This is a genomic window from Sphingopyxis sp. SCN 67-31 (assembly GCF_001725095.1).
Window position 1 is genome coordinate 19,406 of the sequence record NZ_MEFH01000057.1, and the last position, 25,679, is coordinate 45,084.

Annotated in this window: 22 protein-coding genes; 8 read left to right on the forward strand and 14 right to left on the reverse strand. The window is 68.3% G+C overall.

The genetic code is table 11. The annotated features are described in order from the left end of the window. Positions 1-29 precede the first annotated feature (29 nt). The 3 genes from ABS88_RS10495 to ABS88_RS10505 all read left to right on the forward strand — a co-directional run bounded on the left by ABS88_RS10495 (position 30) and on the right by ABS88_RS10505 (position 2,586). On the forward strand, positions 30-824 hold the full coding sequence (locus ABS88_RS10495) for an ABC transporter ATP-binding protein (RefSeq protein ID WP_076078067.1): 795 nt from the start codon (positions 30-32) through the stop codon (positions 822-824). A gap of 191 nt (positions 825-1,015) precedes the next feature. Then, positions 1,016-2,155 carry a cell wall hydrolase gene (locus tag ABS88_RS10500; protein WP_234002457.1) on the forward strand — a complete coding sequence of 380 codons (1,140 nt, stop codon included), beginning with the start codon at positions 1,016-1,018 and terminating at the stop codon, positions 2,153-2,155. 44 nt (positions 2,156-2,199) lie between these two features. After that, positions 2,200-2,586: a VOC family protein gene (locus tag ABS88_RS10505; protein WP_076076575.1), complete on the forward strand. Its 387-nt coding sequence runs from the start codon at positions 2,200-2,202 to the stop codon at positions 2,584-2,586. Between the two features lie 64 nt (positions 2,587-2,650). Here ABS88_RS10505 and ABS88_RS10510 read toward each other — a convergent pair whose 3' ends face one another. From ABS88_RS10510 to ABS88_RS10530, 5 genes are all read right to left on the reverse strand, one after another. Next, positions 2,651-4,375 (reverse strand): ATP-binding protein, encoded by a 1,725-nt coding sequence (locus ABS88_RS10510; protein ID WP_104959811.1) that lies wholly within the window; start codon positions 4,373-4,375, stop codon positions 2,651-2,653. A gap of 85 nt (positions 4,376-4,460) precedes the next feature. Then, complete coding sequence (locus ABS88_RS10515; RefSeq protein ID WP_076076577.1) at positions 4,461-5,234, reverse strand: TIGR02186 family protein; 774 nt, start codon at positions 5,232-5,234, stop codon at positions 4,461-4,463. After that, positions 5,231-6,139 (reverse strand): sulfite exporter TauE/SafE family protein, encoded by a 909-nt coding sequence (locus ABS88_RS10520; protein WP_067107977.1) that lies wholly within the window; start codon positions 6,137-6,139, stop codon positions 5,231-5,233. Before ABS88_RS10520 ends, ABS88_RS10515 begins: the two co-directional genes overlap by 4 nt. A gap of 101 nt (positions 6,140-6,240) precedes the next feature. Beyond that, on the reverse strand, positions 6,241-7,422 hold the full coding sequence (locus ABS88_RS10525; RefSeq protein ID WP_104959812.1) for a hypothetical protein: 1,182 nt from the start codon (positions 7,420-7,422) through the stop codon (positions 6,241-6,243). Further along, positions 7,422-8,867: a glycosyl transferase family protein gene (locus ABS88_RS10530; protein ID WP_286749721.1), complete on the reverse strand. Its 1,446-nt coding sequence runs from the start codon at positions 8,865-8,867 to the stop codon at positions 7,422-7,424. Before ABS88_RS10530 ends, ABS88_RS10525 begins: the two co-directional genes overlap by 1 nt. Before the next feature lie 516 nt (positions 8,868-9,383). Here ABS88_RS10530 and nhaA point away from each other — a divergent pair. The 3 genes from nhaA to ABS88_RS10545 all read left to right on the forward strand — a co-directional run bounded on the left by nhaA (position 9,384) and on the right by ABS88_RS10545 (position 12,827). Then, positions 9,384-10,661, forward strand: a complete 1,278-nt coding sequence (gene nhaA, locus ABS88_RS10535) for a Na+/H+ antiporter NhaA (protein ID WP_104959823.1) — start codon at positions 9,384-9,386, stop codon at positions 10,659-10,661. 274 nt (positions 10,662-10,935) lie between these two features. Further along, complete coding sequence (locus ABS88_RS10540) at positions 10,936-11,703, forward strand: tryptophan 2,3-dioxygenase family protein (protein WP_067108501.1); 768 nt, start codon at positions 10,936-10,938, stop codon at positions 11,701-11,703. After that, complete coding sequence (locus ABS88_RS10545; RefSeq protein ID WP_076076581.1) at positions 11,700-12,827, forward strand: aminotransferase class V-fold PLP-dependent enzyme; 1,128 nt, start codon at positions 11,700-11,702, stop codon at positions 12,825-12,827. The genes ABS88_RS10540 and ABS88_RS10545 overlap by 4 nt, the downstream gene beginning before the upstream one ends. Before the next feature lie 5 nt (positions 12,828-12,832). Here the strand turns inward: ABS88_RS10545 and ABS88_RS10550 are convergent, their stop codons facing one another. After that, positions 12,833-14,581: an N-acyl-D-amino-acid deacylase family protein gene (locus ABS88_RS10550; RefSeq protein ID WP_076076583.1), complete on the reverse strand. Its 1,749-nt coding sequence runs from the start codon at positions 14,579-14,581 to the stop codon at positions 12,833-12,835. Positions 14,582-14,888: 307 nt separating this feature from the next. Here ABS88_RS10550 and ABS88_RS10555 point away from each other — a divergent pair, with 307 nt between their 5' ends. Both ABS88_RS10555 and ABS88_RS10560 read left to right on the forward strand, forming a co-directional pair. Beyond that, the gene (locus tag ABS88_RS10555) at positions 14,889-15,638 is read left to right on the forward strand and encodes a class I SAM-dependent methyltransferase (protein ID WP_104959824.1); all 750 of its coding nucleotides are present in this window, start codon (positions 14,889-14,891) and stop codon (positions 15,636-15,638) included. Positions 15,639-16,348: 710 nt separating this feature from the next. Next, a complete protein-coding gene (locus ABS88_RS10560) occupies positions 16,349-16,660 on the forward strand; it encodes an alkylphosphonate utilization protein (protein WP_076076584.1) in 312 nt (103 codons plus the stop codon). A 103-nt stretch (positions 16,661-16,763) separates the two neighbouring features. Here ABS88_RS10560 and ABS88_RS10565 read toward each other — a convergent pair whose 3' ends face one another. The 8 genes from ABS88_RS10565 to bla form a co-directional block, all read right to left on the reverse strand. Next, on the reverse strand, positions 16,764-18,059 hold the full coding sequence (locus tag ABS88_RS10565; RefSeq protein WP_076076586.1) for an acyl-CoA dehydrogenase family protein: 1,296 nt from the start codon (positions 18,057-18,059) through the stop codon (positions 16,764-16,766). A 141-nt stretch (positions 18,060-18,200) separates the two neighbouring features. Then, positions 18,201-19,532 (reverse strand): phosphotransferase family protein, encoded by a 1,332-nt coding sequence (locus ABS88_RS10570; protein WP_076076587.1) that lies wholly within the window; start codon positions 19,530-19,532, stop codon positions 18,201-18,203. 53 nt (positions 19,533-19,585) lie between these two features. Next, on the reverse strand, positions 19,586-20,368 hold the full coding sequence (locus ABS88_RS10575) for an enoyl-CoA hydratase (RefSeq protein WP_076078072.1): 783 nt from the start codon (positions 20,366-20,368) through the stop codon (positions 19,586-19,588). Between the two features lie 72 nt (positions 20,369-20,440). Continuing rightward, the gene (locus tag ABS88_RS10580) at positions 20,441-21,370 is read right to left on the reverse strand and encodes an electron transfer flavoprotein subunit alpha/FixB family protein (protein WP_076076590.1); all 930 of its coding nucleotides are present in this window, start codon (positions 21,368-21,370) and stop codon (positions 20,441-20,443) included. Between the two features lie 28 nt (positions 21,371-21,398). After that, positions 21,399-22,148, reverse strand: coding sequence for an electron transfer flavoprotein subunit beta/FixA family protein (locus ABS88_RS10585; RefSeq protein ID WP_076076593.1), 750 nt, complete (start codon positions 22,146-22,148; stop codon positions 21,399-21,401). A gap of 226 nt (positions 22,149-22,374) precedes the next feature. After that, positions 22,375-23,583 carry an ADP-forming succinate--CoA ligase subunit beta gene (sucC, locus tag ABS88_RS10590; RefSeq protein ID WP_076076594.1) on the reverse strand — a complete coding sequence of 403 codons (1,209 nt, stop codon included), beginning with the start codon at positions 23,581-23,583 and terminating at the stop codon, positions 22,375-22,377. A gap of 125 nt (positions 23,584-23,708) precedes the next feature. Continuing rightward, the gene (locus ABS88_RS10595; RefSeq protein WP_067108483.1) at positions 23,709-24,023 is read right to left on the reverse strand and encodes a hypothetical protein; all 315 of its coding nucleotides are present in this window, start codon (positions 24,021-24,023) and stop codon (positions 23,709-23,711) included. A gap of 102 nt (positions 24,024-24,125) precedes the next feature. Continuing rightward, positions 24,126-25,274: a class A beta-lactamase gene (gene bla, locus ABS88_RS10600; RefSeq protein WP_104959825.1), complete on the reverse strand. Its 1,149-nt coding sequence runs from the start codon at positions 25,272-25,274 to the stop codon at positions 24,126-24,128. Positions 25,275-25,679 lie beyond the last annotated feature (405 nt).

Genomic DNA, 25,679 nt, shown 5'->3' on the forward strand with positions numbered 1-25,679 from the left:
ATGCGCCCCGCCATGCTGTGGGGCGCGCGATGACCATCGACCCGCCCCTGCTCGACCTTGCCGATGTCCGCGTCATCGCCGACGAGACGTGCATCCTCGACCTGCCCGCGCTGACCATCGGCGCGGGCGAGAATGCCGCGATCCTCGGCGCCAACGGGTCGGGCAAGTCGACGCTGGTCAAGCTGATCGCGCGCCAGCTCTATCCGCGTTACGGCGCGCAGGTCCGCATCTTCGGGCAGGAAAGCTGGAACGTCTTCGACCTGCGGAAGCTGCTCGGTATCGTGTCGGGTGCGATGCAGCTCGATTTCGACGCCGATCCGCCGCTCGAAACGCTCGACTGCGTCGTCTCGGGCTTCTTCGCCTCGCGCGGGCTGTGGGCGCACCAGCACTATACGCAGGCGATGATCGACGCCGCGCGCGCCGCGCTCGAAGAGGTCGGGGCGAGCCATCTGATCGGGCGCAGCATGGCGAGCCTGTCGACGGGTGAGGCGCGGCGCGTGCTGATCGCCCGCGCGCTCGCGCATCGGCCGCGCGCGCTGCTGCTCGACGAGCCCTGCGCCGGGCTAGACCCCGCATCGCGCCACCATTTCCTCGCCATGCTGCGCGACGTCGCGCGCGGCGGCACCACGCTGCTGCTGATCACCCATCATATCGAGGAGATATTGCCCGAGATCGACCGCATCGTGATGCTGCGCGGCGGCCGGCTCCACCGCGACGGCGCCAAGGCCGAGTTGCTGACCGGCGAGGCGCTGACCGGCCTGTTCGGGCTGCCCATGACCGTGCGGGCGCGCGGCGAATGGTTCGACGCCGCCATCGAGGCGTGACCGTTGGGGCCGCGCGATAGCGCGATAACCCCCGAGGCGCGCCGATTTGACAATCGCGCCGTTTCGCCCCATCCGCCGCGCCTGTCCCGCTGCGGGACATGCGGATCGTGCCGCAACACTTTGTTCGCACCTCACGGCATAAGGCGGATCGAATTGTCCCGCACGAATCGGTCGGGCGGAAGCCGAATCGGATGATTGACGCGCGCATGAAGCCCGAATTGCACCTGACGGCTCGGTCGGCCTGGCTCGACCCCGCAGCGGCAAGGCCCGCCGGGCCGGGGCGCAATTTCTGGGCAGCGCTGGTCGCAGCGGTGATCGTTGCCAGCCTCGCGCTCGCGCTGTCGAGCGGCGCGGCGCGCGCACCCGGCTTCGGCCCGCACCGCATCACCGTGCCGCTTGATTTCAAGCCCTACGACCCGACGCGCTGGGCGGTGATGAATGCCGGCAGCTATGCCGACGCGCTGAAGATCGACCCGACGCTGCCCGATCCCGGCAGCATCGGCTATGCCGACGCCGCCGCGCAGCCGCCGGTCGATCCGGCGACGCTGCGCGACGAGGCGTTCGTCGGGCCGCCCGCGAAAAGCTATGCCTTCAAGGGGCTCACCGCGCTCGACCGCGAGCGCGCGCATTACTGCCTGACCGCCGCCGTCTATTATGAGGCGGCGTCCGAAAGCGACGACGGGATGCGCGGCGTCGCGCAGGTCGTGCTCAACCGCGCCCGGCACCCCAGCTTTCCCAACACGATCTGCGGCGTCGTCTTCCAGGGATCGCAGCGCCCCGGCGTATGCCAGTTCACCTTCGCCTGCGACGGCGCGATGGCGCGCGCGCCGGACAAGGCGATATGGCTGCGCGCGAGCCGCATCGCCTCGGCCGCGCTCGGCGGCTCGGTCTATCCGGGCGTCGGGCTGGCCACCCACTATCACACCACCGCCATCTGGCCGCGCTGGGGCAAGAGCCTGGTTATGACCAACATCGTCGGCGCGCATATCTTCCATCGCTGGCGCGGGCGCTGGGGGATGCCGGACGCCTTTCGCGCGCCCTATCTGGGCCATGAGCCGGTGCCCGGCCCCTATCTGCCCGTTGCCGGTCAGCTCGCCGCGTTGCGCGGCGGCGGGACGGCGGCGGGGCTGCCGCCGATCGACGGCGCGATCCTGCCTGCGCCGCTGCCTGGCGGCACCGCGGCCCCCATGCCGCAGGCGATGGCGCAGACCGGCACCGCCGCCGCGACGCCGACGCCAAGCGCACCGCCCCCGGCCTACACTGACCCGCGGCTCAACCAGTCGGGCCAGATCCGCGAGGAGTTCCGCAAGAGCGGAGAGTGGATTCGGTAGAGCGGCGGAGGTATCGTCCGGCCGACACGGCAGGGAGGCTGGACATGGGACATGTGAAAGGCATCGGCGGGCTGTTCTTCCGCGCCCGCGACCCCGAAGCGCTGAGCGCCTGGTATCGCGACCGGCTGGGCGTCGGCGGCGGCTGCACCGCCGACGACAGCGCTCCGGTCAACCAGTGGGTCTGGACCGTCACCGGCGGGCCGCTGGTGTTTTCGCCGTTCCAGGCCGACACGGGCTATTTCCCCGCCGACCGCCAGTTCATGATCAACCTGCGCGTCGACGATCTCGACGCCGTGCTCGCGCCGTTCCGCGCCGCGGGCGAGGCCATCGTCACCAAAGCCGAATGGGACGACTCGGCCGTCGGCCGCTTCGCCCGGGTGCACGACCCGGAGGGCAACCCGATCGAGTTATGGGAGCCGCCGGCGGGCTGAGTCCAGCAGCAGTCGCGCAGCCATGTGAGACTCTCCCCGCAAGCGCGGAGGATATTCGGAACCCTTAGCGCCCCTGGCTGCGCCAGCGCTTGACGATGCGCTCGACCATCTCGGCCTCGCCGCCGGTTTCGCGCCACAGCTTCGAGAAGAGCGGGTCGCCCGAGGCCGGTCGCTTGTCCTCTTCGAGCGTGTCGAGATGGATGCGGATCGGGATCGACACACCCTCGCCGCAGACGATGCATTCGCGGTTGCGCAGCGCCGGGATCGAATCGATGAAGCCGCGCGATCCTTCAGGCATCGCCGCCTTGACGAAATGCTGGTCGCGCTCGTTGTTGAGGCGCATCGAGATGATCGTACCGCACTGCGACAGCACGCCCTCGGCCAGATCCGACGGGCGCTGGGTGATCAGGCCCAGCGACACGCCGTATTTGCGGCCTTCCTTGGCGATCCGCTCGAGGATCTTGCGCACCGCCTGCCCCTGGCCGACGTCCTTGGCCGGAATATAGCGGTGCGCCTCTTCGCAGACGAGCAGGATCGGGCGCTGCGGCTCGCCGCGTGACCAGATCGCATAGTCGAACGTCAGGCGCGAGAGCACCGCGACGACGACGCCGGTGATATCCGAGGGCACCCCCGACACGTCGATGATCGAGATCGGCCGCCCGTCCGAAGGCAGCCGGAATATCTTGCCGATGAAATTCGCCATCGTGTCGGCGACGAGCATGCCCGAGAACATGAAATTATAGCGCGGATCGGCCCGCATTTCCTCGATCTTGCCCTTGATCCGCATGAAGGGTGCCGACGATGTCGCCTTGTCGAGCTTGCCCATCTCGTTGGTCAGGATGCTGAGCAGGTCGGACAGCAGATAGGGGATCGGCGAATCCACGGTGATCTTCGTCATGCCCTCTGCCAGGCGGTTCTTCATCCGCGCCTGAAGCAGGCATTTGGCGAGCACGTCGCAATCGCCCTGCCGGTCGCGGCCCTCGCTGGTGACGAAGACCTCGCAATGCTCCTCGAAGTTCATCAGCCAATAGGGCATGGCAAGGTTGTCGACGTCGAACAGCGCGCCGGTGCCCTTGAAAGCCGCCGAATATTCGCCGTGCGGATCGACCATCACGATGTGACCCTGCGGCGCGAGTTCACAGATGCGGTGGAGGATCAGCGCGGCGCTGGTCGACTTGCCGGTGCCGGTCGACCCGAGCAGCGCGAAATGCTTGCCGAGCATCGCGTCGACATAGAGCGAACCGCGGATGTCGCGCGTCGGATAGACGGTGCCGATCTCGACATGCGCGCGCTCGTCGGCGGCGTAGATCTGCTTCAGGTCGGCGTTGGTCGCGGCATAAACCTGGCTGCCGGGGATCGGATAGCGCGTCACGCCGCGGCGGAAATTATGGATGCGGCCGGTGATCTTCTCCTCGTCGCCCTCGCCGAGGAAGTCGATCGACGCGACGATCAGGCCCTGCCCGCTGTCATGAAGCTGCTGGTCGCGGATGCTGGCGAGCAGCCACACATTGCCGACGCGAACCTTGACCTGCGCGCCGACCTGCCCTGCCATCGCGAGGGCGGGGTCGGGGGAATTGGCGAGTTTTGCGAGGGTCGTGGCGTCGAGGAGGATGCGTGAGGCCGAACCCGCGATGTCGATGACCTCGCCGATCAGCAGGTCGTCGCGATGCGGCGCCGCGACGGGCGCGGGCGCAGCGGCGGAGGCCGCCACGGTGCCGCCGCCGGCCAGCCGGACGTGTTGCACCGCCGTCGAATCCGCGGCCGGAAAGCCGCTGCCCTGCATATCCATCAATCGCCCCGCCTGCTCTGGTCTGTCCCGCGGGCGATTATCGCATCGGTTCGTAAAGAAAGCGCTTATGCCGCGCGCACCGCCGTCAGCGGCGGCGGAAGAGCGCCGAGGCGCCGTAGCCGAGCACGAGCGACAACAGCACCGCGCTCAATCCATAGAGAAAACCGTGCCGCTGCGCCGCGAGCGCGACGAATCGCTCGAAGCCCGCCTTGCGGATCTGCACGTCGCGCGAGGCGACCGCGAGCACCCGCCCCTTGCTGATCAGATAGGTCTCGGCGCGATAGGTGCCGACCGGCACACGCGCGGGCAGCGGGATGCGCGCGCGGTAGAGCACGCCCTCGGTGATCTCGACCGCCCGGGGGTTCTGATAGAAGAGTCCCTGGCGCGAATAGAGGTCGATCAGACCGTTCTCGAAGCGTTCGAGCTTGCCCGATTCCGAAAAGCCGGTCGGCGACATCGACAGGTTGCTGAGCCCGAGTTCGAAGATCGCCGCGGTGCGCTCGTCGACCAGTTGCTCGATCGGGCGCGACGAGCCGATCGCATAGAAACCCGGCGAGGTGCGCAGGCGGATGCTGTTCGCATTGACCCACATGCCGGCGACGCGCCGCTTCTCGCGCAGCACGATCGGGCGCACCGGCCCTTTCAGCACGACGACGATGTCGGCGCGGTCGTCGGGCAGGCGCTGCCCCGGATAGAGGATCGCGCCGAACAGCAGCAGTTCCTCGCCGGTGAAGCTGTACTGAATCTCGATCGCGCGGCTCGACACGTCGGGGACGAGGCGCGGATCGGCGGCGTGCGCCGTTCCCCCCAGCCCGCCCGACAATGCCAGCCAGAGCAGAAAGGCGGCAAGCCGCCTCATTGCACCGTGTAGATTTCGTCGGGACGGATGAACAGGCCGACCGCCATCTGGACCGCGACGAGCAGCACGATGACCGCGAGCGCGAGGCGCAGATATTCGGGCCGCGCCTTTTGCGCGAAGCGCGCGCCGACCTGCGCGCCGGTGACGCTGCCGAGCAGCAGCAGCCCCGCGAGCACGATGTCGACCGCGCCGGTGGTCATCGCATGGACCATCGTCGTGGCGATCGTCACGAACAGGATCTGGAACAGCGAGGTGCCGACGACGACCTGCGTCCCCATGCCGAGCAGATAGAGCATCGCGGGGACGAGGATGAAGCCGCCGCCGACCCCCAGCAGCATGGTGAGGATGCCGACCGCCATGCCGAGCAGCAGCGGCGCGAGCGGCGAGATATAGAGGCCCGAGCGATAGAAGCGCCAGCGCATCGGCAGGTTGGCGACCATCGGATGGTGGCGCCGCTTGCGCGCCGGCGGCGGCAGGCCCGCCTGCATCGAGCGCAGCGTTCCCCACGCCTCGCGCCCCATCAGCGCACCGACGGTGCCGAGCAGGCCGACATAGAGGATCGAGATCGCCGTATCGATCTGCCCGAGCGCCGCGAGCAGTTCGAACAGCCCGGCGCCGATCAGCGAGCCGAGCAGCCCCCCGGCGACGAGCACCGACCCCATGCGCAGATCGACCGCATCGCGATCGAGATAGGCCATCACCCCCGACACGCTGGCCCCCGTCACCTGCGTCGCCGCCGAGGCCACCGCCACCGTCGGCGGAATGCCGTAGAAGATCAGCAGCGGCGTGGTCAGGAAACCGCCGCCGACGCCGAACATCCCCGACAGCAGGCCGACGCCGCCGCCGAGCAGGACGATCACCAGCGCGTTGACCGACAGATTGGCGACGGGAAGATAAAGATCCATGGAACCCTGAACGATGGCCGAGCCCCGAACGGGGCCGATTCCGCCACCCTAGACCATTTTTCGGAGCCGGGGAATCGGCTGTGCGGCGAATGCGGAGAATTTCAGAAATCGGTCGCCAGCGTCAGCGCCAGTCCGCTTTCGGGGCGCGCTTCGCCCGCGATGCGCTGACGCCAGTCGAGCGCCAACCGGCTGCCCTCGCCGACGCGGGGTAGGCGCAGCGTCAGCCGCGGCCCGACATCGACCCGCCCGGCGCCGGGTTGGACCGCGCCCGCCGCGAGCGCGCCGATCCGCAACCGGCCGGCGCCGTCCGCGCCAAAGCCGCGGTCGACCGCCACCGCACCGTCGGCAAAGGCGTCGCGTCGCTGCGCCCCGACGACCCCGGCCTGGCCATAGGCTTCGAGGCGGAAGCCCTTCGTCAGCGGCACGTCGCCGATCCCGCCGCTGACGAAAGCGGCGAGCGCGCTCCGGCCTTCGCGGCCGATGGCGACGCGCTGCTCGACTGCAAGATCGATCGGCCAGCCCGTCACCGGCGCATGGACGACACCGAAAGCCAGCTCGCGCTGCCGCGTCCGTTCGAGCGCGACGATCGCGCGGCCATAGATGCGCGTTCGTCCCGTCGCGCCGAGGCCGTAGGCCAGCCGCGCGCCCGCCTGACTGCCGCCGAGCTGCCCGGCCGCCGCGATTCCGCCCGGCACCGCGCTCGACGCTTCGCGCAGATAGACCCAGCCGCCGAGCGACAGGCCGCTCAGGTCGCGCTGCATCCAGAAGGGCGCACCGCGCCCCGGATCGGCGTGCCGCGCCGCCGCCCCGGAGGGCCATGGCAGCGATCCGCGCAGCGCCGAGCGCGCCTCTCCGCCGACCGGCGCGGGCAGCGTCCGCGCGATCAGCGCGAGGCGAATTGCATGGCGGTTGGTCCCCCATCCCGCAAAACCCGGCTCGCCGCCGCCCCGGCCGCTGACGGCAGTCGGTTGGCCGACCATCGGGGCGGGCTCGGCGACCGATGCGAAACGCGGCTCGGCGACGGGCACGGCGGCGGCGCGCCGCGGCGGCGCAGGCATCGGCGTCACATCGCTTCGATGCGGAGTGGCGAGCGCGGTATCGCGCCATTGCGGCGCGACGAAGGGCGCCGGCGGCCGCCAGCGATCCGCGCCCGGATCGGACAGCAGCCAGGCCGGATTCCACAGCATCATCGTCCGCAGCGCGATCCAGCCCCCGACGCACAGCGCCAGGAAGCGCAGCGCCGAAGCATCGCGCCGCGAACGCGGCCCGGGCGAGAGCATCATCATGCGATCCGCACCGGGATCGCCAACGGATCGGCCAGCGGATCGGGTTGGGCGGGCGGCGGCGCTTCGCTATGCCGCGTCTTGTCCCAGACCACCTCGCGCGATCGCAGCATCCGGCCGTAAAGCAGGACCGCTCGGCGGGCGGCGAGCATGGCGACGATATTCGCGACAAAGGCGCGCGGGATCGACAGCATTGCCTCGTGCATCCCGTACCAGCGCGCGGCAAAATGCCCCCGCATCCCGAGCCGCCAGAGCAGCAGCGCGGCATCGACCGCCAGCAGCAGGCGAAAGCCGTCGCCGATCGGCGGCGGTGTCCAGCCGAGCAGCGCCTCGCCGGCCCATACAATCCCCGTCACGACCATGCCGGCATAGGCGGCAAGCAGGATCAGCGCCGCGAGCGGGGCCCGGCGATCGCGCCACAGCATCCAGCGCGCCAGCCACGCGCGCCGCCGGCCGCCGTTTCCGCCAGCCAGCGGCGGCCAGCCGAGATGATCCCAACCGGCGAGCGAAATGCCCGCGACCCAGCGCGCCTTCTGCCGCGCCGCCGCCTCCAATGTCACCGGGAACGCCCCGCGCGAGACCACCGGATCGCCCGGCGCGCGCCACGCCTCGACGAAGGCGGCGGACAGCCCGCAATGGCCGATGAGCATGCCGACCTCATAATCCTCGGTCAGGCTGTCCGCGCGAAACGGCGCGCCGCCGCGGTGGAGCGCGAGCAGCGAAAGCGCGTCGCGGGCGAAGGCGCAACCGACGCCCGCCGCGGGAAGCGGCAGTCCCAGATGCGAGCGGACGCCCAGTTCCTTGCCATGCGCCTCGGCGAACTCGTCGCCATAATGGCCGCTGACCCACGTCGCGTCCGCGCCTTTCGTCGGCACGACGGGAATCTGGATCATCGCATGATCGGGCAGCCAGTCGCGATAGAGCGCGATCTCGGCCGGGTGGACGCGATCCTCCGCATCGTGGAGGACGACGGCGGCGAAGCGCAGCCCCTCGCGCCGCTCATCCTCGCAAAGCGCATCCCACAGCCGGTTGAGATTATCCCCCTTGGTCGTCGGACCGTCGGCGTCGCCGATGACGAGCCGCACCCGCGGGTCGCGCGCCGCGAACGGCGAGGCGGCGAACAGCGTGGCGGCATCGTTGGGATAGCAGCCGACATAGAGGCGGACCGCCTCGCCATCCCAGGCGCGAAGCGCGTGGATCAACGTGTGGGGCAGGACATCGGCCTCGTCCCACGCGGGCACGAAAACCGCGAAGACGCCGCGCAATCGCGGCCCGGCGGGACGGCTCGCCGCGCGACGGGCGATGCTGCGCCGGACCCCGAACCACAGGCCGTCGAACAGCAGATCGTCGAGGCCCATGACGAGGATGCCGACTGCCGCGAAGAGCATCAGTTCGTGGCGGATGCCCTGCACCAGCCATTCGATCCATGCGGCCGCCTGATCCACCGCCGAACTCGCCCCCCTGCGCCGACGTCCATCTCCCGAAGGGTCCATGCCTAGTGCCGGTCACGCATTTGTAAAGTGTGAGGAATGCGGGGTGGCGACTCGGTTTGAAAGCAGGAGCGAGGTTTTGCTTTCTTCGTCACGCCGGACTTGATCGGGATATATACCCTTCAGACAAGTCAGGAACTGTTCCCCGGCGAAAGCCGGGGTCCATGCGGGACAGTGTTGTGCCATCTGGACCCCGGCTTTCGCCGGGGAACAGTTACTTGTCGAGAAGGGATAATTGCCGACTTGATCCGGGGTGACGAGATAGGAAATTGCTCCTTCCAAATCCGGACCGAGTCACTACCGAATGCGGGCGGCATAGTCCGCCGGCGTAAACCCACGACGCCTGCCCTCCCTTCCCGCAAGCGGGAGAAGAGCGGCGGCGTTGGCTTCGGTTTGATCCGCGCGCACCGAACGGGCATAGGAACGGCTTCCCGGCACTCACCGCCGCCGACCCGACAGGATATTCCCCGCATGCCGCATCGCCCGACGCCCCGTTCCGTCCTGCGCGCCTTTCTGGCGAGCGAGAGCGCCGGCGGGATGCTGCTGATCGTCGCGGCGGCGCTGGCGATGCTGGTCGCCAACTCGTCCTTCGGTCCGGCTTACCACCATGCGATCCATGCCGTGACCGGGCCGGTGTTGGCCGACGCGATCGGCCCGATGACGGTGCATCTGTGGATCAACGACGGGCTGATGGCGGTCTTTTTTCTGCTCGTCGGGCTGGAGATCAAGCGCGAGTTCGTCGACGGGCGGCTCGCCAGCTGGGACCGGCGGCGCCTGCCGATGATCGCCGCGGCGGCGGGGATGGCGGTGCCGGCGCTGCTCTATACGCTGCTCGCGGCGGGCACCCCCGGCCTCGCACGGGGCTGGGCGATCCCGGCGGCGACCGACATCGCCTTCGCGATCGGGGTGCTGGCGCTGCTCGGACGCCGCGCGCCGACCTCGCTCAAGCTGTTCCTCGTCACCGTCGCGATCGTCGACGACATGGGCGCGGTGGCGATCATCGCGCTCTTCTACACCGCGCAGATCGACCTTGCGGCGCTGGGCGCGGCGGCGGCGGTGCTCGCGGTCATGGCCGCGTGCAACCGCGCAGGCGTCCGGCGCCTTTCGGTCTATGTCCCGCTGTTCGGCCTGCTCTGGTACGCGATGCTGCTGTCGGGGGTGCATGCGACGATCGCCGGGGTGCTCGCCGCGACCGCCATCCCCTTCGAGCGCACCCCCGATGCGCCCGACAGCGCGACCTCGCCGCTCCACCGGCTCGAGCATGCGCTGCATCCGTGGGTCGCGTTCGCGATCGTTCCGCTGTTCGGCTTCGCCAATGCGGGGGTCGACATCGGCGGGCTGACCGCCGCGCAGATATTCTCGCCGCTGCCGCTCGGCATCGCGGCGGGGCTGTTCCTGGGCAAGCAGGTCGGCATCTTCGGCAGCGTCTGGCTGTCGGTGAAGCTCGGCATCGCGGGGCCGCTGCGCGGCGCGACCTGGTGGCAGGTCTATGGCGTCGCGCTGCTGTGCGGCATCGGCTTCACGATGAGCCTGTTCATCGGCGGCCTCGCCTTTCCCGGCGATCCGCTGCTGGTCGAGGAGGCGAAGATCGGAATCCTGATGGGATCGCTGGCCGCGGCACTCGCGGGCTTCGTCGTGCTGCGTATCGCGCCGCTGCACCCGCGGCACGACGCGATCGAGCGCGAAGCGCGCGCCGAGATCGACGCCGACGGCGATGTCCGCGACACGTCGGACGCGGCGACGAATTAGGCTGGCGACGGCGCGGCGCGCCATGCTATCGATCGGGGCGTGACGCTATCAGGCATCCCGGCTGGCGATCGCGGCTCCGCACGGCGGGGCGGCGAATCCCGCGCGCACGTAGCGCGCGCTTCCGCCGGCCGGAGGCGCCGCGCCGGCATGCCGCTCTGGCTCGGCCAGTCCGGATCGCCGCGCCACCCCCCTGCGGGCGTCACTCCGCGCGGCTGAGCGACCGGCGCGGACCCGCGCCCCGTCCATTCGTGCCATTTTCGCAAGGGGATGCCCCATGCTCGACAAGATCGAAGTCCACAACCGTATCGAGACGCCCGAGATGAAGGATTACGGCGTCTACCTGTCGGTCGACCGCCTGCTCCAGTGCCAGAAGCGGCTCGCCGACCTGTCCACGCCCGACGAATTGCAGTTCCAGATCGTCCATCAGGTCGAGGAGCTGTGGATGAAGCTGATGGCCTTCACGCTCGCCGAGATCGACGGGCACATGGCGGCGCGCGAGACGATGCGCGTCCTGACGCTGTTCGGCCGCGTCCACCGCATCATGCGGCTGATGACCGACCAGCTTGCGCTGCTCGAGACGATGAGTCCGTTCGACTATCAGGCGATCCGGCTGCTGCTCGGCAACGGATCGGGACAGGAAAGTCCCGGCTTCCAGTTGCTGCTGACGCTGCCGCAGCCGTTGTGGGCGCGCTACAAGGCGGTCTATCTCGACGCGGCCGGGCGCAGCGTCGCGGACGTCTATGACACCGGCTATCGGCACGACGACGCCTATATGGTCGCCGAGGCGATGGTCGAGTTCGACGAGCTGTTCCAGCTGTTCCGCGCGCACCATATCCAGCTGATCCACCGGTCGATCGGCATGGGGTCGAAATCGCTGAAGGGACGCCCCGTCGAGCTGCTCAACGCGGGCATGCGGCACCGCTTCTTTCCCGAGCTGTGGGACGTTCGCTGCGAGATGACCGACCGCTGGGGCGCCGAATATGGCGTGAAGCGGGCGAGCATCAGCGGCGCGTCGGCGGCGGGCCACGGCAGCGGGCTGTGACCGGCACGCCGCTTTCGGAAGCGGTCGCGGACCGCTTCCACCTGCCCCCCGGCGCCGTCTACCTCAAGAGCCACAGCGTCGGCTGCCAGCCGCGCGCCGCCGAGGGGCTGCTGCGCGACCGGATGCTGGCGCCGTGGCGCGACACCGGCGAGGCGTGGCCCGACTGGCTGGCCGCGATCGACGCCTGGCGCGCCGCGCTGGCGGGCCTGATCGGCGTCGAGGCCCGCGACCTATGCCCCGCGGCCAACGTCAGCGCCGGCCTGTCGCGCTATCTTTCGGCGCTGGACACCGCGACCGGGCGGCGGACGATCCTGCTCGCGCCGAGCGCCTTTCCGACCATCGGCTATGTCGCCGGCGGGCTGGCGGCGGCGGGGTGGACGGTGCGCTACCTGCCCGACGAGGCCGACGTGCGCGACGCCGCGAACTGGATCGCGGCGCTCGACGACGATGTCGCGCTGGCGGTCCCGATGCACGTCAGTTCGAACAGCGGCGCGCTGACCGACATTGCGGCGGTCGCGGCGGCGGCGCACGCCGCGGGCGCGCGCTGCATCGCCGATTGCGCGCAATCGGTCGGCGTCGTGCCCGTCACCCCCGCCGCATGGGGCGTCGACGCGGTGCTGGGCACCAGCGTCAAATGGCTGTGCGGCGGCCCCGGCGGCGGCTGGTTATGGGTCGCTCCGCACGACCGCACCGCACTCTGCCCCAGCGAGCGCGGCTGGTGGAGCCATGCCGATCCCTTTGAGATGGCGATCGGCGATTTCCGCTACGCCCCCGACGCGCGCCGCTGGTGGGGCGGCACCCCCGACGTCGCACCTTTTGTCCTGTCCACCGCCGGGATCGCGGAGATCGCGGCGATCGGCGTGGACCGGATTGCGGCGCACAACCGCGCGCTGCAGGCGATGCTGCGCGACGCGCTGGAGGCCGCGACGCCGCAATGGCGCTGGCCCGAGGGCGCGATCGGCGGGACGCTGTGCATCGACACCGGCGCCGACCGGCCGCGCGTCGCGGCGCTGCTGGACCGGCACGGCCTGCACGCCGATTTTCGCGGTACCGTGCTACGGCTGTCCTTCCACGCCTATAATGGCGCGGCGGACGTGGAGACAGCGGTGGCGGCGCTGGCCTGAGAAGCCTATTCGGCCGCCATCGCCAGTTCGACGCGCTGCGGGCCGCGGATGACGGTGCCGGGATAGGCGCCCTGCCCCTCGCCGCCGCGGAAGGTCACCACCCCCGACTTGATCGTCGCGTCATAGCCGTCCGCCTTTTGCAGCAGGCGCTTGCCGCCCGCGGGCAGGTCGAAGGCGAGCCAGGGCTTGCCGAGCCGAATCCGCTCCATGTCGACGACGTTGATGTCGGCGAGATAGCCGGGGGCGATCAGGCCGCGATCCTCCAGCCCGTAGAGCAGCGCGGTATCGCGGCACTGACGCTTGATCGCGCGTTCGAGCGGGATGTGCCCGCCGCGCTTGCGGTCGCGCACCCAATGCTGGAGCATGAAGGTCGGCGACGCAGCGTCGCAGATCGTGCCGCAATGCGCGCCGCCGTCGGACAGGCTGTTCACCGTGTCGTCGGCGTCCTGCAACGCTTCGAGGAAATCGAGATTGCCGTCGGCATAGTTGAGAATCGGCAGATAGGCGAAGCCGGCCCCGTCGTCGCGGCATAGCAGGTCGTAGGCATAGGCCGCGGGATCGACCCCCGCCGCAGCGGCGCGCGCCGCGATGCTGGCCTCCGGCCCCGGCTCATAGTCGAAATCCTCATCCATCTCGAACTGCATCGTCCAGCCGCCGGCGACGACCATCAGCAGCCCCATGATGTCCTTGGGCACCTCGCTGAAATCATTCTCCTCCGCCAGCAGCCGCGCCCGGAAGGCCGGGTCGAGCAGCTTCGCCTTCTGCTCGTCCCACGACAGCGCCTCGATCGCGCGCCACGACGGGCGGAAGCGGAAGGGATGCACGGTGCCGCGCCACGCCATGATGATGCCGTTGCCGCGCAGCGCGATCTGCGCGACGATGTTCGCGCCCTTCGCATTTTCGGCGCGCATCGTTTCGATCTGCTCGTCGAGCGGCAGTTCCTTGGCGATCGACTGGAGCGCGGCGAAGGTCACGGGCAGGCCGGTTTCGCGGCTGAGCTTGCCCATCCAGTCGAACTCGTTCCATTCGCGGTTGAGGTCGCTCGCCATCTCGAACACGCCGTAGCCGACGCGCCCCATCGCGCGGCCGATTTCGATCAGTTCCTCCGCCGTCGCGGTGGTGCCGGGGACGACCTCTCCATCGACCGACTTGTGGATCACCGTGCGGCTGGTCGAAAAGCCGAGCGCGCCCGCGCGCACGCCTTCCTCGACGATACGCGACATCTCCGCGATGTCCTCGGCGGTCGGCACCGCGCCCGGCTTTTCCCGGTCGCCGAGCACATAGGCGCGCACCGCGCCGTGCGGGACGTGGCAGGCGACGTCGATCGTGCGCGGCAGCTTTTCGAGCGCGTCCATATATTCGGGGAAGGTTTCCCAGTCCCACGACATCCCCTCGGCCAGCGCGGTGCCGGGAATATCCTCGACCCCCTCCATCAGGCCGATCAGCCAGTCGTGGCGATCGGGACGCGCGGGGGCGAAGCCGACGCCGCAATTGCCCATGACGACGGTGGTGACGCCGTGCCAGCTTGACGGGGCCATTTCCCGGTCCCACGTCGCCTGCCCGTCATAATGGGTGTGGACGTCGACGAAGCCGGGGGTGACGATCCGGCCGCGCGCGTCGATCTCTTCGCGACCCGCGCCGACGTCGGCGCCGACCGCGACGATGCGGTCGCCGTCGATCGCGACATCGGCGATAAAGGGCTGCGCGCCCGAACCATCGACGACCGTGCCGCCGCGAATCACCAGATCATGCATGTCCGCTCTCCCGATTTTTCGTTTCAGGACAAAACCTATCATGGATTGCCGATATGCCAAGCGCTTTGGCCGAGAACCTTAAGGCGACAAAAGATACGGATGGACGCATCCTTTTTGTCTCCTTTGTCGCTTTAAAGGAGCGGCCGCCATTGCGCGCGGAGCGAAGCGATGATGAAGCAGGCGATGAGCATGGCATAGATTCTGACACTGCGGGATAATGTAGGAAACCCCCCTTCCGCGCGAATATGCGCGCGAACACCATCGCGAGGCGCTATGATGCCGCGTCAAACCAAAGGGAGTCGATGCCATGATCCGCCCGCTAACCCTCGGCCTCCTGCTCGCCGTCGCCGTTCCGCCCGTCGCCGCGAAACAGGCGCCCTCCCCCGATTACAAGGCCGCCCTCGCCGATCCCGCGCGCCCCGCCGCCGACCGCGAGCGCGACGCCGCGCGCAAGCCCACCGAACTGCTCGCTTTCGCGGGCGTGAAACCGGGGCAGACGGTCGGCGACTTCGTGATGGGCGGCGGCTATCTGACCCGCATCCTCGCGGGCGCGGTCGGGCCGGAGGGCAAGGTCTATGCCTTCCAGCCCGCCGAGTTCATCGCCTTCAAGAAGCAATATGGCGACGATCAGGCCGCGATCGATGCCGCTTATGCCAATGTCGATGCGATCGCAGGGCCATTCGCGGCGCCCGCCTTTCCAGTACCGCTCGACACGATCGTCACCGTGCAGAATTTCCACGACCTTTACCTCAAGCCCTTCCCCGAAGGCATCGGCGACAAGGCGAGCGCGGCGCTGTTCGCGGCGCTGAAACCCGGCGGGACGCTCGTCGTCATCGACCACAGCGCGGCCGACGGCAGCGGCACGACGCTGTCCGACAGCCTGCATCGCATCGACAAGGCGGCGGTCGTCGCCGCGCTTACTAAGGCGGGGTTTCAACTCGAAGCGGAGAGCGATCTTTACAAGCGCCCCGACGATCCACGCACCGCGAACGTCTTCGATCCCTCTATTCGCGGCAAGACCGACCAGTTCATGCTAAGGTTCAAAAAGCCAGTATAGCCGAAGCGCGACTACGCGCGCCATTAGCATTTCAGATAGACCTAGGGGTTATCATGGCCTCGGATTGATTGTGGTCACGTGCGACCGGTGAAGGAACGCACCGGGTGGCGGTTAGCAATATTCGGGAGAATCAGGCGAATGGATGATTTCGCGAGAGGTGCTTCTTCGTCCCTGAACAAGTCGATATCCGATTTGCGACGATTTGTAGGGCGGCCAACCCTCAACCGAGGTTATAGTCTTCGAGACACGCTCGACGCGCTAATCTGGGAAGTCGGACGCAAGGGCTTCGAAGCCGGGTATCGCGCAGCTCACGACCAGTGTGCCCAAAGCATCGAGAACGATGGCGTGTTCCCAGTCGTTATGAAATATGATGGGAGGCCGCGGCTGGCTCCATCCGTTAGCGGCCCCCTTTCAGTTCGATCGACCGTGCAGAAGATAAAACTGTTCAAAATTCCAGCTTTCGATCGAGAAGTTTCGTTTTGGGATCGCCTCTTCCGACGCTGAAGTCGAAGTTGAACAAAGCAACCGGCAACAAGGATTCGGTGCCGTGCTTCGCTGCGCTCCTTTGCGAAGTCTGGGAACGAAGGTTGGTATCAACCCCAGCGATCCGCATACCGTGAACGTCTTCACCCCCCCCCATGATCCGCAGCAAGACCGGATCAGTTCGCGCTGCGCTTCCGCAAGCCCGGAGGAAACGCTAAGGTGGCGCCATGACCAGCGACGATGATGACTATGTCTATGACGAGGCGAGCGGCGAATGGCTGCCCGCGAACGAAGCGCGCGCGCGGGCCGAAGCCGCCGCCGCAGGCCCCGAGGTGCGCGACGCGGTCGGCAACCTGCTGAACGACGGCGATTCGGTGGTGCTGGTCAAGGACCTGACGGTGAAGGGCGCGGGCCAGACGCTGAAAGTCGGCACGGTCATCAAGTCGATCCGCCTGACCGGCGACGCGCAGGAGATCGACTGCCGGCACGAGGGGATCAAGGGACTGGTGCTGCGCGCCGAATTCGTGCGGAAGCGCTGACGCCCTTCACTTTTTCGTGTTCCCCCGCGAAGGCGGGGGTCCATCAGCATGGACCGGAGATGGGTCCCCGCCTTCGCGGGGACACACGGTCTTTATATGATCCTCAGATCTTCCCCAGCGTCTCCTTGCGCGGCCCCATGAAGCCGAACAGATAGGCCGCGACCTTGCGCATCTGGATTTCCTCCGCACCCTCGGTGATGCGGTAGCGGCGGTGGTGGCGATAGATGTGCTCGAAGGGCTTGTGCCGCGAATAGCCGATGCCGCCGTGCACCTGCATCGCACGGTCGGCGGCCTGGCAGACGAGCCGGTTCGCCCAATAGTTGCACATGCTGACCTTGTCGGACAGCCGGCGCTCGATCTCCTTGTGCGGCATGTTGTCCATCTCCCACGCCGTCTTGCGGATCAGCAGGCGCAGCATCTCCGCCTGCGTCGCCAGTTCGACCAGCGGGAACTGGATCGCCTGATTCTTCGCCAGCGCCTCGCCGAACGGCTTGCGCTCGCGCGCGTAGCGCACGCTTTCCTCGATGCAGTAGACCGCCGCGCCCAGCGACGAGGCCGCCTGGCGGATGCGGTTCTGGTGGACGAAGCTCTGCGCGATGGCGAGCCCGCCGCCCTCCGGGCCGAGCCGCGCGCTGTCGGGCACCCACACGTCGGTGAAGCTGACGCGCGGATGGTCGGTCGGCATGTTGAAGGTCCACAGATATTCCTCGATGACGAGGCCCGGCGACGGGTTGGGGACGAGCAGGCAGGTGATGCCCTTCGCGCTGCCGTCCTCGCCGCTGGTGCGGCAGAAGGTCGCGCAGTGGGTCGCGACGTGCATCCCCGTCGTCCACATCTTCTCGCCGTTGATCAGCCAGCCGTCGACGCCGTCGCGCGTCTCGCGCACCGCGCGCGTTTCCATATGCGTCGCGTCGCTGCCATGGTCGGGCTCGGTCAGGCCGAAGGCGGCACGGCGCTTGCCCTCGAAGCCGCCGAGGATGAATTCCTGCTTCTGTTCGTCGCTGGTCGCGAACTGTTCAAACATCGCGACGAAGGGGAAGTTGCCCACGATGCTGTGCTCGTTCTGCAGATCGTTGTGGAGGCCGAGTCCCTTCGCCGCGAAATGCTCGCGGATCACCGCCATCCACAGGTTCGACCCGTCCTTGCCGCCATATTGGCTGGGCGCCGAGAAGCGCCAGTGCCCCGCCGCGTCGGCGCGCCGCGTCGCCTGCTTCAGCAGCGCCTCCCATTCATGCCGCGGCAGGCCCTGATTGTCCCAGTCGGTGCGGCTGTGCTCGCGCCGGTGGTCGAAGAAGCGGATATTGTCGTCCGCCTCCTCCAGCGGCTTGATCTCGGCTTCGATGAACGCGTCGAGTTCGTCCAGATAGGCCTGCAGGTCGGGTGCAATCGCGAAATCCATCATCCTCTCCCTTTCAATTCTGACCCGTCACCCGCTCCGTTCGTGCTGAGCTTGTCGAAGGGCTGTTCTTTCTATCGATCTTGAAGGAAAGAACGGTGCTTCGACAAGCTCAGGGCAAACGGAGAGGAGTATGCGGATCCCCTAGCCGTCCCACTGCTCCCGCGCCTGTGCGAGCGGGGCATATTTGGGGCTGTCGACGGCGCATTTGTCGAGCACGGCGCGGCGCAGCCGGGCGAGCAGGCCGGGTTCGGCGAGCGTCGTCGCCCCCGACAGCAAGGCCTCCGCCAGCGCGCGATCCTCGGCGCGAACCCCGGCTTCGAGGTCGCGCATCACGATGCCGAGCGCGTTCATCGCGACCACCACCTGAAACTTGCCGTGCCCCTCGGCGCCGGGCTTGATCGCCTCGCCCAGCCAGTCGCGCACCGCCTGCACCATCTCGCGCGTCGTCGGCTCGCCGACCGGCGGCGCCGGCGGGGCGGACGACGGCGGCAACGGACGCGACCGCTCGGCCGCGGGCGCCTCGTCGCCGAGCAGCAGCAGCAGGTCGAGTTCCTGCTCGGCGGTGCGGCGCCCGACGACGACGCGCTCGACCGTGGTGTCGGCGCCGCTGCGCCACGCCTGCCCCATCTGCAGACAGCCGAGCGCCCACCAGAGCGTGCGGTAGACCAGCCAGAAGCGGAAGCGCTGACGATCGACCTGGCGCCCGCCCGCCGCCTCATAGGCCGCGAAATAATCCTCGAGACTGCCGGCCCCGAAAGCCGGCCGGTCGAGTCGGCCGAAGCGCCACACCGTCATGCAGCCGAACGCCAGATCCTCGTGCGGGTCGCCGAGATGGGCGAGTTCCCAATCGAGCACCGCGGCCAGCCCGTCCGCGTCGACCATCACATTGCCCATGCGATAATCGCCATGGACCAGCACCGGATCGGCGGGCGCGGGCAGATGCGCCTCGCACCAGCGGACGGCGAGCGCGATCACCGGCCGGTCGCCGCCATAGGCGAGGAAGCGCGCCTTGAGCTCGGCAAGCGCCTCGGCGGTGTCCATCACCTTTATGCCGTCGGGGATCGCCGCGCGCGGCAGCGCGTGGATCAGCGCAAGTTCGCGCCCGAGATCGGCGACGAGCGGCGGCGGCGGGTCGGCCAATATCTTCGCCGGGCTGACCTCCGCGACCACCCGGCGCATCACATAGCCGGTGCCCATGCCGTCGGCGTCCGCCAGCACCCCGACCACCTCGGGCGCCTTCACTCCGCCCGCGTGCGCCGCCCGGACCAGTGCCGCCTCGACCGCGTGGCTGTAGGGGCGCCCTTCCATATATTCGGCCGAGGGCGCGCGGCGCAGGACATAGGCGCGCCCCGCCCAGTCGAACGCCCAGCTTTCCATGTTGGCGCCGCCCGACAGGCGCGACAGGCCCGAAAGCTCGCCGGGGCCGGCGATGCGCGTCATGAAGGCGGAAAGCGGTTGCACGAGATCGGTCATTACTTAACCTTGCTAAGGATTTTTGCGGTGGGCAAGCGCGAATCGCCCGCGGATCAGCCGGCGCGTTCGCGCCCGCGCTTCATCACCGCCAGGCGCCGCGCCTCGACCGCGTCGGCGCTGACCGTGCGGTTCGCCGCCGACGAGCGCGCATGTTCGAGCGCCAGCGCCTCGCCGTAGGGCAGCGCATAGCCGTCGTCGATCAGCGCCCTGTAGGCGCGCACCATCGCGGGGTCGGCGCTCGCGATGTCGCGTGCGAGCGCCTGCGCGGCGGGCAGCAGGTCCTCGGGCGCGACGACGCGGTTCACCAGACCCCAGTCGCGCGCCGCCTCCGCCCCCAGGAAATTACCGGTAAGCGACAATTCCTTGGCGCGGCCGAGGCCGATCAGGCGCGACAGCTTCTGCGACAGGCCCCAGCCCGGCATCACCCCGACCCGCGCGTGGGTGTCGGCAAAGCGCGCGTTGGTCGAGGCGATCAACATGTCGCAGGCGAGCGCCACCTCGAACCCGCCGGTGATCGCGACCCCGTTGATCGCGCCGATCACCGGCTGCGGGCACAGTTCGATCGCCTTCACGGGATTTTCGTCGGCGCCCTCCGCGTTGGCGGCGCCGAGGTTACCGGTGTCGGCGCCCAGTTCCTTGAGGTCGAGCCCCGCGGTGAACGCCCGCTCGCCCGCGCCGGTCAGCACGATCGCGCGAATCCCGTCATCGGCGGCAAGCCCGCGCATCGCGGCGGCGAACTCGGCCCGCAGCGCGCGCGACAGCGCATTCATCGCCTCGGGCCGGTTGAGCGTGACGGTGGCGACGGCATCGTCGCGGGTGACGAGGACGAGGGACATCATCTTCTCCCAAAAAGAAAGGGCGGCCGTTTGCGGGCCGCCCTTTTTCCGTTCATGCCATGCGATCTGAATTCAGATCTTGCCGGTGAGTTCGGGCACGGCGTTGAAAAGGTCGGCGACGAGGCCGAGGTCGGCGACCTGGAAGATCGGGGCGTCCTCGTCCTTGTTGATCGCGACGATGGTCTTCGAATCCTTCATGCCGGCAAGGTGCTGGATCGCGCCCGAAATGCCGATCGCGAAGTAAACTTCCGGCGCGACGATCTTGCCGGTCTGACCGACCTGATAGTCGTTGGGGACATAGCCCGCATCGACCGCGGCGCGGCTGGCGCCGAGCGCGGCGCCGAGCTTGTCGGCGAGCGGGACGATCACTTCCTGATATTTCTCGCTCGACCCCAGCGCGCGGCCGCCCGAGACGATGATCTTCGCCGAGGTGAGCTCGGGGCGATCCTGCTTGGCGATCTCGGCGCCGACGAAGCTCGACAGACCGGCGTCGCCGCCCGCCGAGACGGCTTCCACCGTGCCCGAACCGCCGGTCGCGGCGGCCTTTTCGAAGGCGGTGCCGCGGACGGTGACGACCAGCTTCGCATCCGACGATTCGACGGTCGCGATGGCGTTGCCGGCGTAGATCGGACGGGTGAAGGTCTTCGGCCCTTCGACCGACAGCACTTCCGAAATCTGCATCACGTCGAGCAGCGCGGCGACGCGCGGCGCGATATTCTTGCCGGTGGTCGTCGCGGGGACGACGAACGCGTCGTGGTTCGCCATCAACTCGGCGACGAGCGGCGCGACATTTTCGGGCAGGTTGTGCGCGAAGGCGGCGTTGTCGGCGACATGCACCTTCTGCACGCCCGCGATTTCGGCCGCCGCCTTGGCAACGCCATCGACGCCTTCGCCCGCGACGAGCAGGTGGACTTCGCCGAGCTTCGAAGCGGCGGTCACCGCGGCGAGCGTGGCGTCCTTGACCGACGAACCGTCATGTTCGACCCAAACCAGAGTTTTCATCTCTTGCGTTCCTTCTGATCCGTGGGTGTTAGCTGTGGACGCCCATGGCCTTGAGCTTGGCGACCAGTTCGTCGACGTCGGCGACCTTGACGCCGGCCGAGCGGACGGGCGGTTCGGAGACCTTGACCGTCTTGACGCGCGGGGCCGTGTCGACGCCGTAATCGGCGGGCGACTTGGTATCGAGCGGCTTCGACTTCGCCTTCATGATGTTCGGCAGCGACGCATAGCGCGGCTCGTTCAGGCGAAGGTCGGTGGTGACGATCGCGGGGAGCTTGAGCTTCACCGTCTCGAGACCGCCGTCGACTTCGCGCGTCACGCTGACATGATCGCCCTCGACGTTGACCGCGCTGGCAAAGGTGCCCTGCGCCCAGCCGGTGAGCGCGGCGAGCATCTGGCCGGTCTGGTTGTTGTCGCCGTCGATCGCCTGCTTGCCGAGGATCACAAGACCCGGCTGTTCGGCATCGGCGATCGCCTTGAAGATCTTGCCCAGCGCCAGCGGTTCGACCTCATCGTCGGTCTGCACCAGGATCGCGCGGTCGGCGCCCATCGCGAGCGCGGTGCGCAGCGTTTCCTGCGCCTTCGCCGGGCCGACGCTGACGGCGATGATCTCGGTCGCGACGCCCTTTTCCTTGAGGCGGATCGCTTCCTCGACCCCGATCTCGTCGAACGGGTTCATCGACATCTTCACATTGGCGAGGTCAACGCCCGTGCCATCGGACTTCACCCGCGGCTTCACGTTGTAATCGAGCACCCGCTTCACGGGGACGAGGATCTTCATCGCTATCCAGCTCCTCTCAAAAATTGTGCACCGCGCCATAATTGGCGTTTACGTAAACGTCAACCTTGCAGTCCCTAGCCCTCTCCCCTTCAGGGGAGAGGATAGTGCAGCTTGCTCCGAAGAGCTTGGAGAGGGGGACGCGGCCTGCCCCTCTCCAACTCCGGCCAGGCAGCAAGCTGCCAAGCCTTCATATCCTCTCCCCTGAAGGGGAGAGGGCAGAATCGTCTCACGCCGCCTTGGCGACCTCGGCGACGATCTTCTTCGCCGCGTCGCCCAGGTCGTTCGCGGGAACGATCGGCAGGCCGCTGGTCGCAAGGATTTCCTTGCCCTTCTCGACGTTCGTACCTTCGAGGCGGACGACGAGGGGAACGGAAAGATTCACTTCCTTCGCCGCAGCGACGATGCCATCGGCGATGATGTCGCACTTCATGATGCCGCCGAAGATGTTGACGAGGATGCCCTGCACCGCCGGGTCCTTGAGGATGATCTTGAACGCCGCGGTCACCTTTTCCTTGCTGGCGCCGCCGCCGACGTCGAGGAAGTTGGCCGGGAAGGCCCCGTTGAGCTTGATGATGTCCATCGTCGCCATCGCGAGGCCGGCGCCGTTGACCATGCAGCCGATGTTGCCGTCGAGCTTGATGTAGGCGAGGTCATATTCGCTCGCCTCGACCTCCGCCGGGTCCTCTTCGGTCAGGTCGCGCAGTTCGGCGAGGTCCTTGTGGCGGAACATCGCGTTCGAATCGAAGCCGACCTTGGCATCGAGGACATAGAGCTTGTCGCCGTCCGCCGTCGGGCAGATGGCGAGCGGGTTGATCTCGATCTGCGAGGCGTCGGTGCCGAGGAAAGCGGCATAGAGGCCTTCGAGAATCTTCGCCGCCTGCTTGGCGAGGTCGCCGGTCAGGTTCAGTGCCTTGGCGACTGCGCGGCCGTGGTGCGGCATCAGCCCGGTGGCGGGGTCGATGGTGATGGTGTGGATCTTTTCGGGGGTCGAATGGGCGACTTCCTCGATATCCATGCCGCCCTCGGTCGAGGCAACGACCGCGATGCGGCTGGTCGCGCGGTCGACGAGCAGCGCGAGGTAGAATTCCTTGCCGATATCGACACCGTCGGTGATGTAGAGGCGGTTGACCTGCTTGCCCGCCTCGCCCGTCTGGACGGTGACGAGCGTGTTGCCGAGCATGTCCCTGACATGCGCCTCGACCTCTTCGATCGTCTTGGCGAGGCGGACGCCGCCCTTCGCGTCGGGGCCGAGTTCCTTGAACTTGCCCTTGCCGCGGCCGCCGGCATGAATCTGTGCCTTCACGACATAGAGCGGCCCCGGAAGCTGCTTCGCCGCCGCGACGGCTTCTTCGACGCTCATCGCGGGGATGCCCGCGGGAACCGCGACACCAAATTTCGCGAGCAGCTCTTTTGCCTGATATTCGTGGATGTTCATGGGATCTGCCGGCCCTTTCGACTCTGGAAGAGGAGATGATCGCGGCCGCATAAGCACAAGTTGCGCGGCAAGGCTACCCCTGCCACGTCCAGAAATTCTTGGCGCACCGAAAGCGGGCCGGGTCGTCAGCGCAGCGCGCAGACCGCCGCCGAGCTGGTCGTCACCGCCAGTATCTCGGCATCCTTCAGCGCGCGCACCTTGTGCAGGAACTGGTCGAGCGACAGGTCGGTCACGCGCTTGTCGCGGAGGCTGCCGAGGGCGGACAGGCGGCGAAGCTGGACCAGCGACAGCCGGTCGACCATGCGGTCGGCCATGCACATCGCCATCGCCTGCGACAGACCCGCGTCGCGCAGCCCGGTGCGCAGCCGCGTCTCGGGCGTCGCGCAGCCCGCGAGCGCCAGCGACAGGACGAGAAGGGGAAGGACGGAGCAGCTTTTCATGCGCGGCCCATAGTCGAAAATTCCCGCCGCCCAAACGCTATTCGCACGCCCCCCCGGCATCGTGCGCCTGTCCGGTCCGTCCCCCGCTCGTATCGAGCGGAGCTATCGTCCGTGGAATTCGGCGACGGCGCCCGACACCGCCTGCATCAGCGCCATGCGCGCGGGGATCGATGCGGTGGTGTTGCCCAACATCACGACGATCGCATAGCGCGTGCCGTCGGGGGCCGTCGCGATGCCGATGTCGTTGTAACCGGCGGTCATGCCGTTCAGGTCCTGCCCGGTCCCCGTCTTGTGCAGGAACTGCCAGCCGTCCGGCAACCCCGCCTTCAACCGTTTCGGGCCGCTGCGGGTGCGGCTCATCACGCCGAGCAGATATTCGGTCGAGGCCGGCGACAGCAAGGTCCCGCGCGCGAGCCGCGTCAGCGCGCTGGCGATCGCGGCGGGGCTGGCGCCGTCGATCGGGTCGGCCAGATAATTGTCCATCGCCGTCCGGCGCTTCGCGGCCGGCAGCGCCGAGCGCGCGGCCTGGAAATTGCGGCCGACCGAATAGCTCTGCTGCCAGCTCAGCCCGGCGGTCGCGCTCTGCAACAGCCGTTCGCCGGGGCCGAAGCGGATCGCGCCCAGCCCCTTGTCGGCGATGAAGGCGCGCACCGCCTTCGGCCCGCCGACGGTGCGCAGCAGGCTATCGTTCGCGGTATTGTCGCTGTGCGTGATCGCGGTTTCGATGAGATCGCGCACGCTCATCGTCACCGCCCCCTCGGCGCGGACGCGCGCGGCGAGCGGCTGATGGAACAGGGTCAGGTCCTCGGGCCCGATGCGGACCATCTGGTCGAGGCTGATCCGGCCGGCGTCGACCGCATCGAGCACCGTCAGCGCCACCCACAGCTTCGACACGCTCTGTTGCGGGAACAGGTCGCCGCCGCGCTGCGCCAGCGCCCATTCGCCGTCGACGCGCTGGATCGCAATCCCCGTCTTGCCGGGAAAGGCACGCCACAGCGAGGCGATGCGATCGTCGAGACCGGGCGGCGGGCGGCGGAAACCGGGATCGAGCGTGCCGCGCGGCGGCGGCGGCGCGGCCGACGGGCGGACCGGCGGACCGATCGGGACGGTGACGGCGCCCGCTTCGCCGTGCGCGGTCTGCTGCTGCTGGCGCGGCGGCGGCACCAGCGCGGTGCTGCTCACGCATCCGGCGAGCAGGACCGAGCCGATTGTCATGCCGAGCAGCGACCTGCCCGAAAACTGAACCTTCATTCAAACCCCGCGACTGCGACCCTCTATCATCCCGACCCGTTGGCCGGGACCGTTCGTCCCGCACGGGCGCCGGACTCGCCAGCGATTTGCGACGAACGATTCGTCTGCCGCGACAAGCGGCGGAACCCGTCCGATCCGGGGAGTGGGGATCATCCGCACAAGAGCGGCGAAGGCAATTCCGGTGCCGCGGGGGTGCGGCGGCGCGGCGTCAGAGCGCGAACGCCAGCGCCGGTTGCTGGAACATCACGTAAAGCCCGCCGACCGTGAATCCGGCCATCAGCTTCAGGAACCAGTCGGAGCGGAGAATCGAAATCATGGGAGCCTCTTTGTCTTGTTCCGTCGTCGGTCTGTTCTTCGTTGTTTCACCGACGTTATGGTGCGCCCCCGGCCGGCCGTGCAGTGACG

Bases quoted from the DNA above. Each gene is read 5' to 3' on its own strand.
- ABS88_RS10510 (WP_104959811.1), bottom strand. From the start codon at position 4,375: ATGGATATGCAGGGCAGCGGCTTTCCGGCCGCGGATTCGACGGCGGTG.
- ABS88_RS10560 (WP_076076584.1), top strand. From the start codon at position 16,349: ATGACCAGCGACGATGATGACTATGTCTATGACGAGGCGAGCGGCGAA.
- nhaA (WP_104959823.1), top strand. From the start codon at position 9,384: ATGCCGCATCGCCCGACGCCCCGTTCCGTCCTGCGCGCCTTTCTGGCG.
- ABS88_RS10525 (WP_104959812.1), bottom strand. From the start codon at position 7,422: ATGATGCTCTCGCCCGGGCCGCGTTCGCGGCGCGATGCTTCGGCGCTG.
- ABS88_RS10595 (WP_067108483.1), bottom strand. From the start codon at position 24,023: ATGAAAAGCTGCTCCGTCCTTCCCCTTCTCGTCCTGTCGCTGGCGCTC.
- ABS88_RS10500 (WP_234002457.1), top strand. From the start codon at position 1,016: ATGATTGACGCGCGCATGAAGCCCGAATTGCACCTGACGGCTCGGTCG.
- ABS88_RS10555 (WP_104959824.1), top strand. From the start codon at position 14,889: ATGATCCGCCCGCTAACCCTCGGCCTCCTGCTCGCCGTCGCCGTTCCG.
- ABS88_RS10585 (WP_076076593.1), bottom strand. From the start codon at position 22,148: ATGAAGATCCTCGTCCCCGTGAAGCGGGTGCTCGATTACAACGTGAAG.
- ABS88_RS10570 (WP_076076587.1), bottom strand. From the start codon at position 19,532: ATGACCGATCTCGTGCAACCGCTTTCCGCCTTCATGACGCGCATCGCC.
- ABS88_RS10505 (WP_076076575.1), top strand. From the start codon at position 2,200: ATGGGACATGTGAAAGGCATCGGCGGGCTGTTCTTCCGCGCCCGCGAC.
- sucC (WP_076076594.1), bottom strand. From the start codon at position 23,583: ATGAACATCCACGAATATCAGGCAAAAGAGCTGCTCGCGAAATTTGGT.
- ABS88_RS10540 (WP_067108501.1), top strand. From the start codon at position 10,936: ATGCTCGACAAGATCGAAGTCCACAACCGTATCGAGACGCCCGAGATG.
- ABS88_RS10565 (WP_076076586.1), bottom strand. From the start codon at position 18,059: ATGGATTTCGCGATTGCACCCGACCTGCAGGCCTATCTGGACGAACTC.
- ABS88_RS10495 (WP_076078067.1), top strand. From the start codon at position 30: ATGACCATCGACCCGCCCCTGCTCGACCTTGCCGATGTCCGCGTCATC.
- ABS88_RS10515 (WP_076076577.1), bottom strand. From the start codon at position 5,234: ATGAGGCGGCTTGCCGCCTTTCTGCTCTGGCTGGCATTGTCGGGCGGG.
- ABS88_RS10580 (WP_076076590.1), bottom strand. From the start codon at position 21,370: ATGAAAACTCTGGTTTGGGTCGAACATGACGGTTCGTCGGTCAAGGAC.
- ABS88_RS10520 (WP_067107977.1), bottom strand. From the start codon at position 6,139: ATGGATCTTTATCTTCCCGTCGCCAATCTGTCGGTCAACGCGCTGGTG.
- ABS88_RS10575 (WP_076078072.1), bottom strand. From the start codon at position 20,368: ATGTCCCTCGTCCTCGTCACCCGCGACGATGCCGTCGCCACCGTCACG.
- ABS88_RS10550 (WP_076076583.1), bottom strand. From the start codon at position 14,581: ATGCATGATCTGGTGATTCGCGGCGGCACGGTCGTCGATGGTTCGGGC.
- bla (WP_104959825.1), bottom strand. From the start codon at position 25,274: ATGAAGGTTCAGTTTTCGGGCAGGTCGCTGCTCGGCATGACAATCGGC.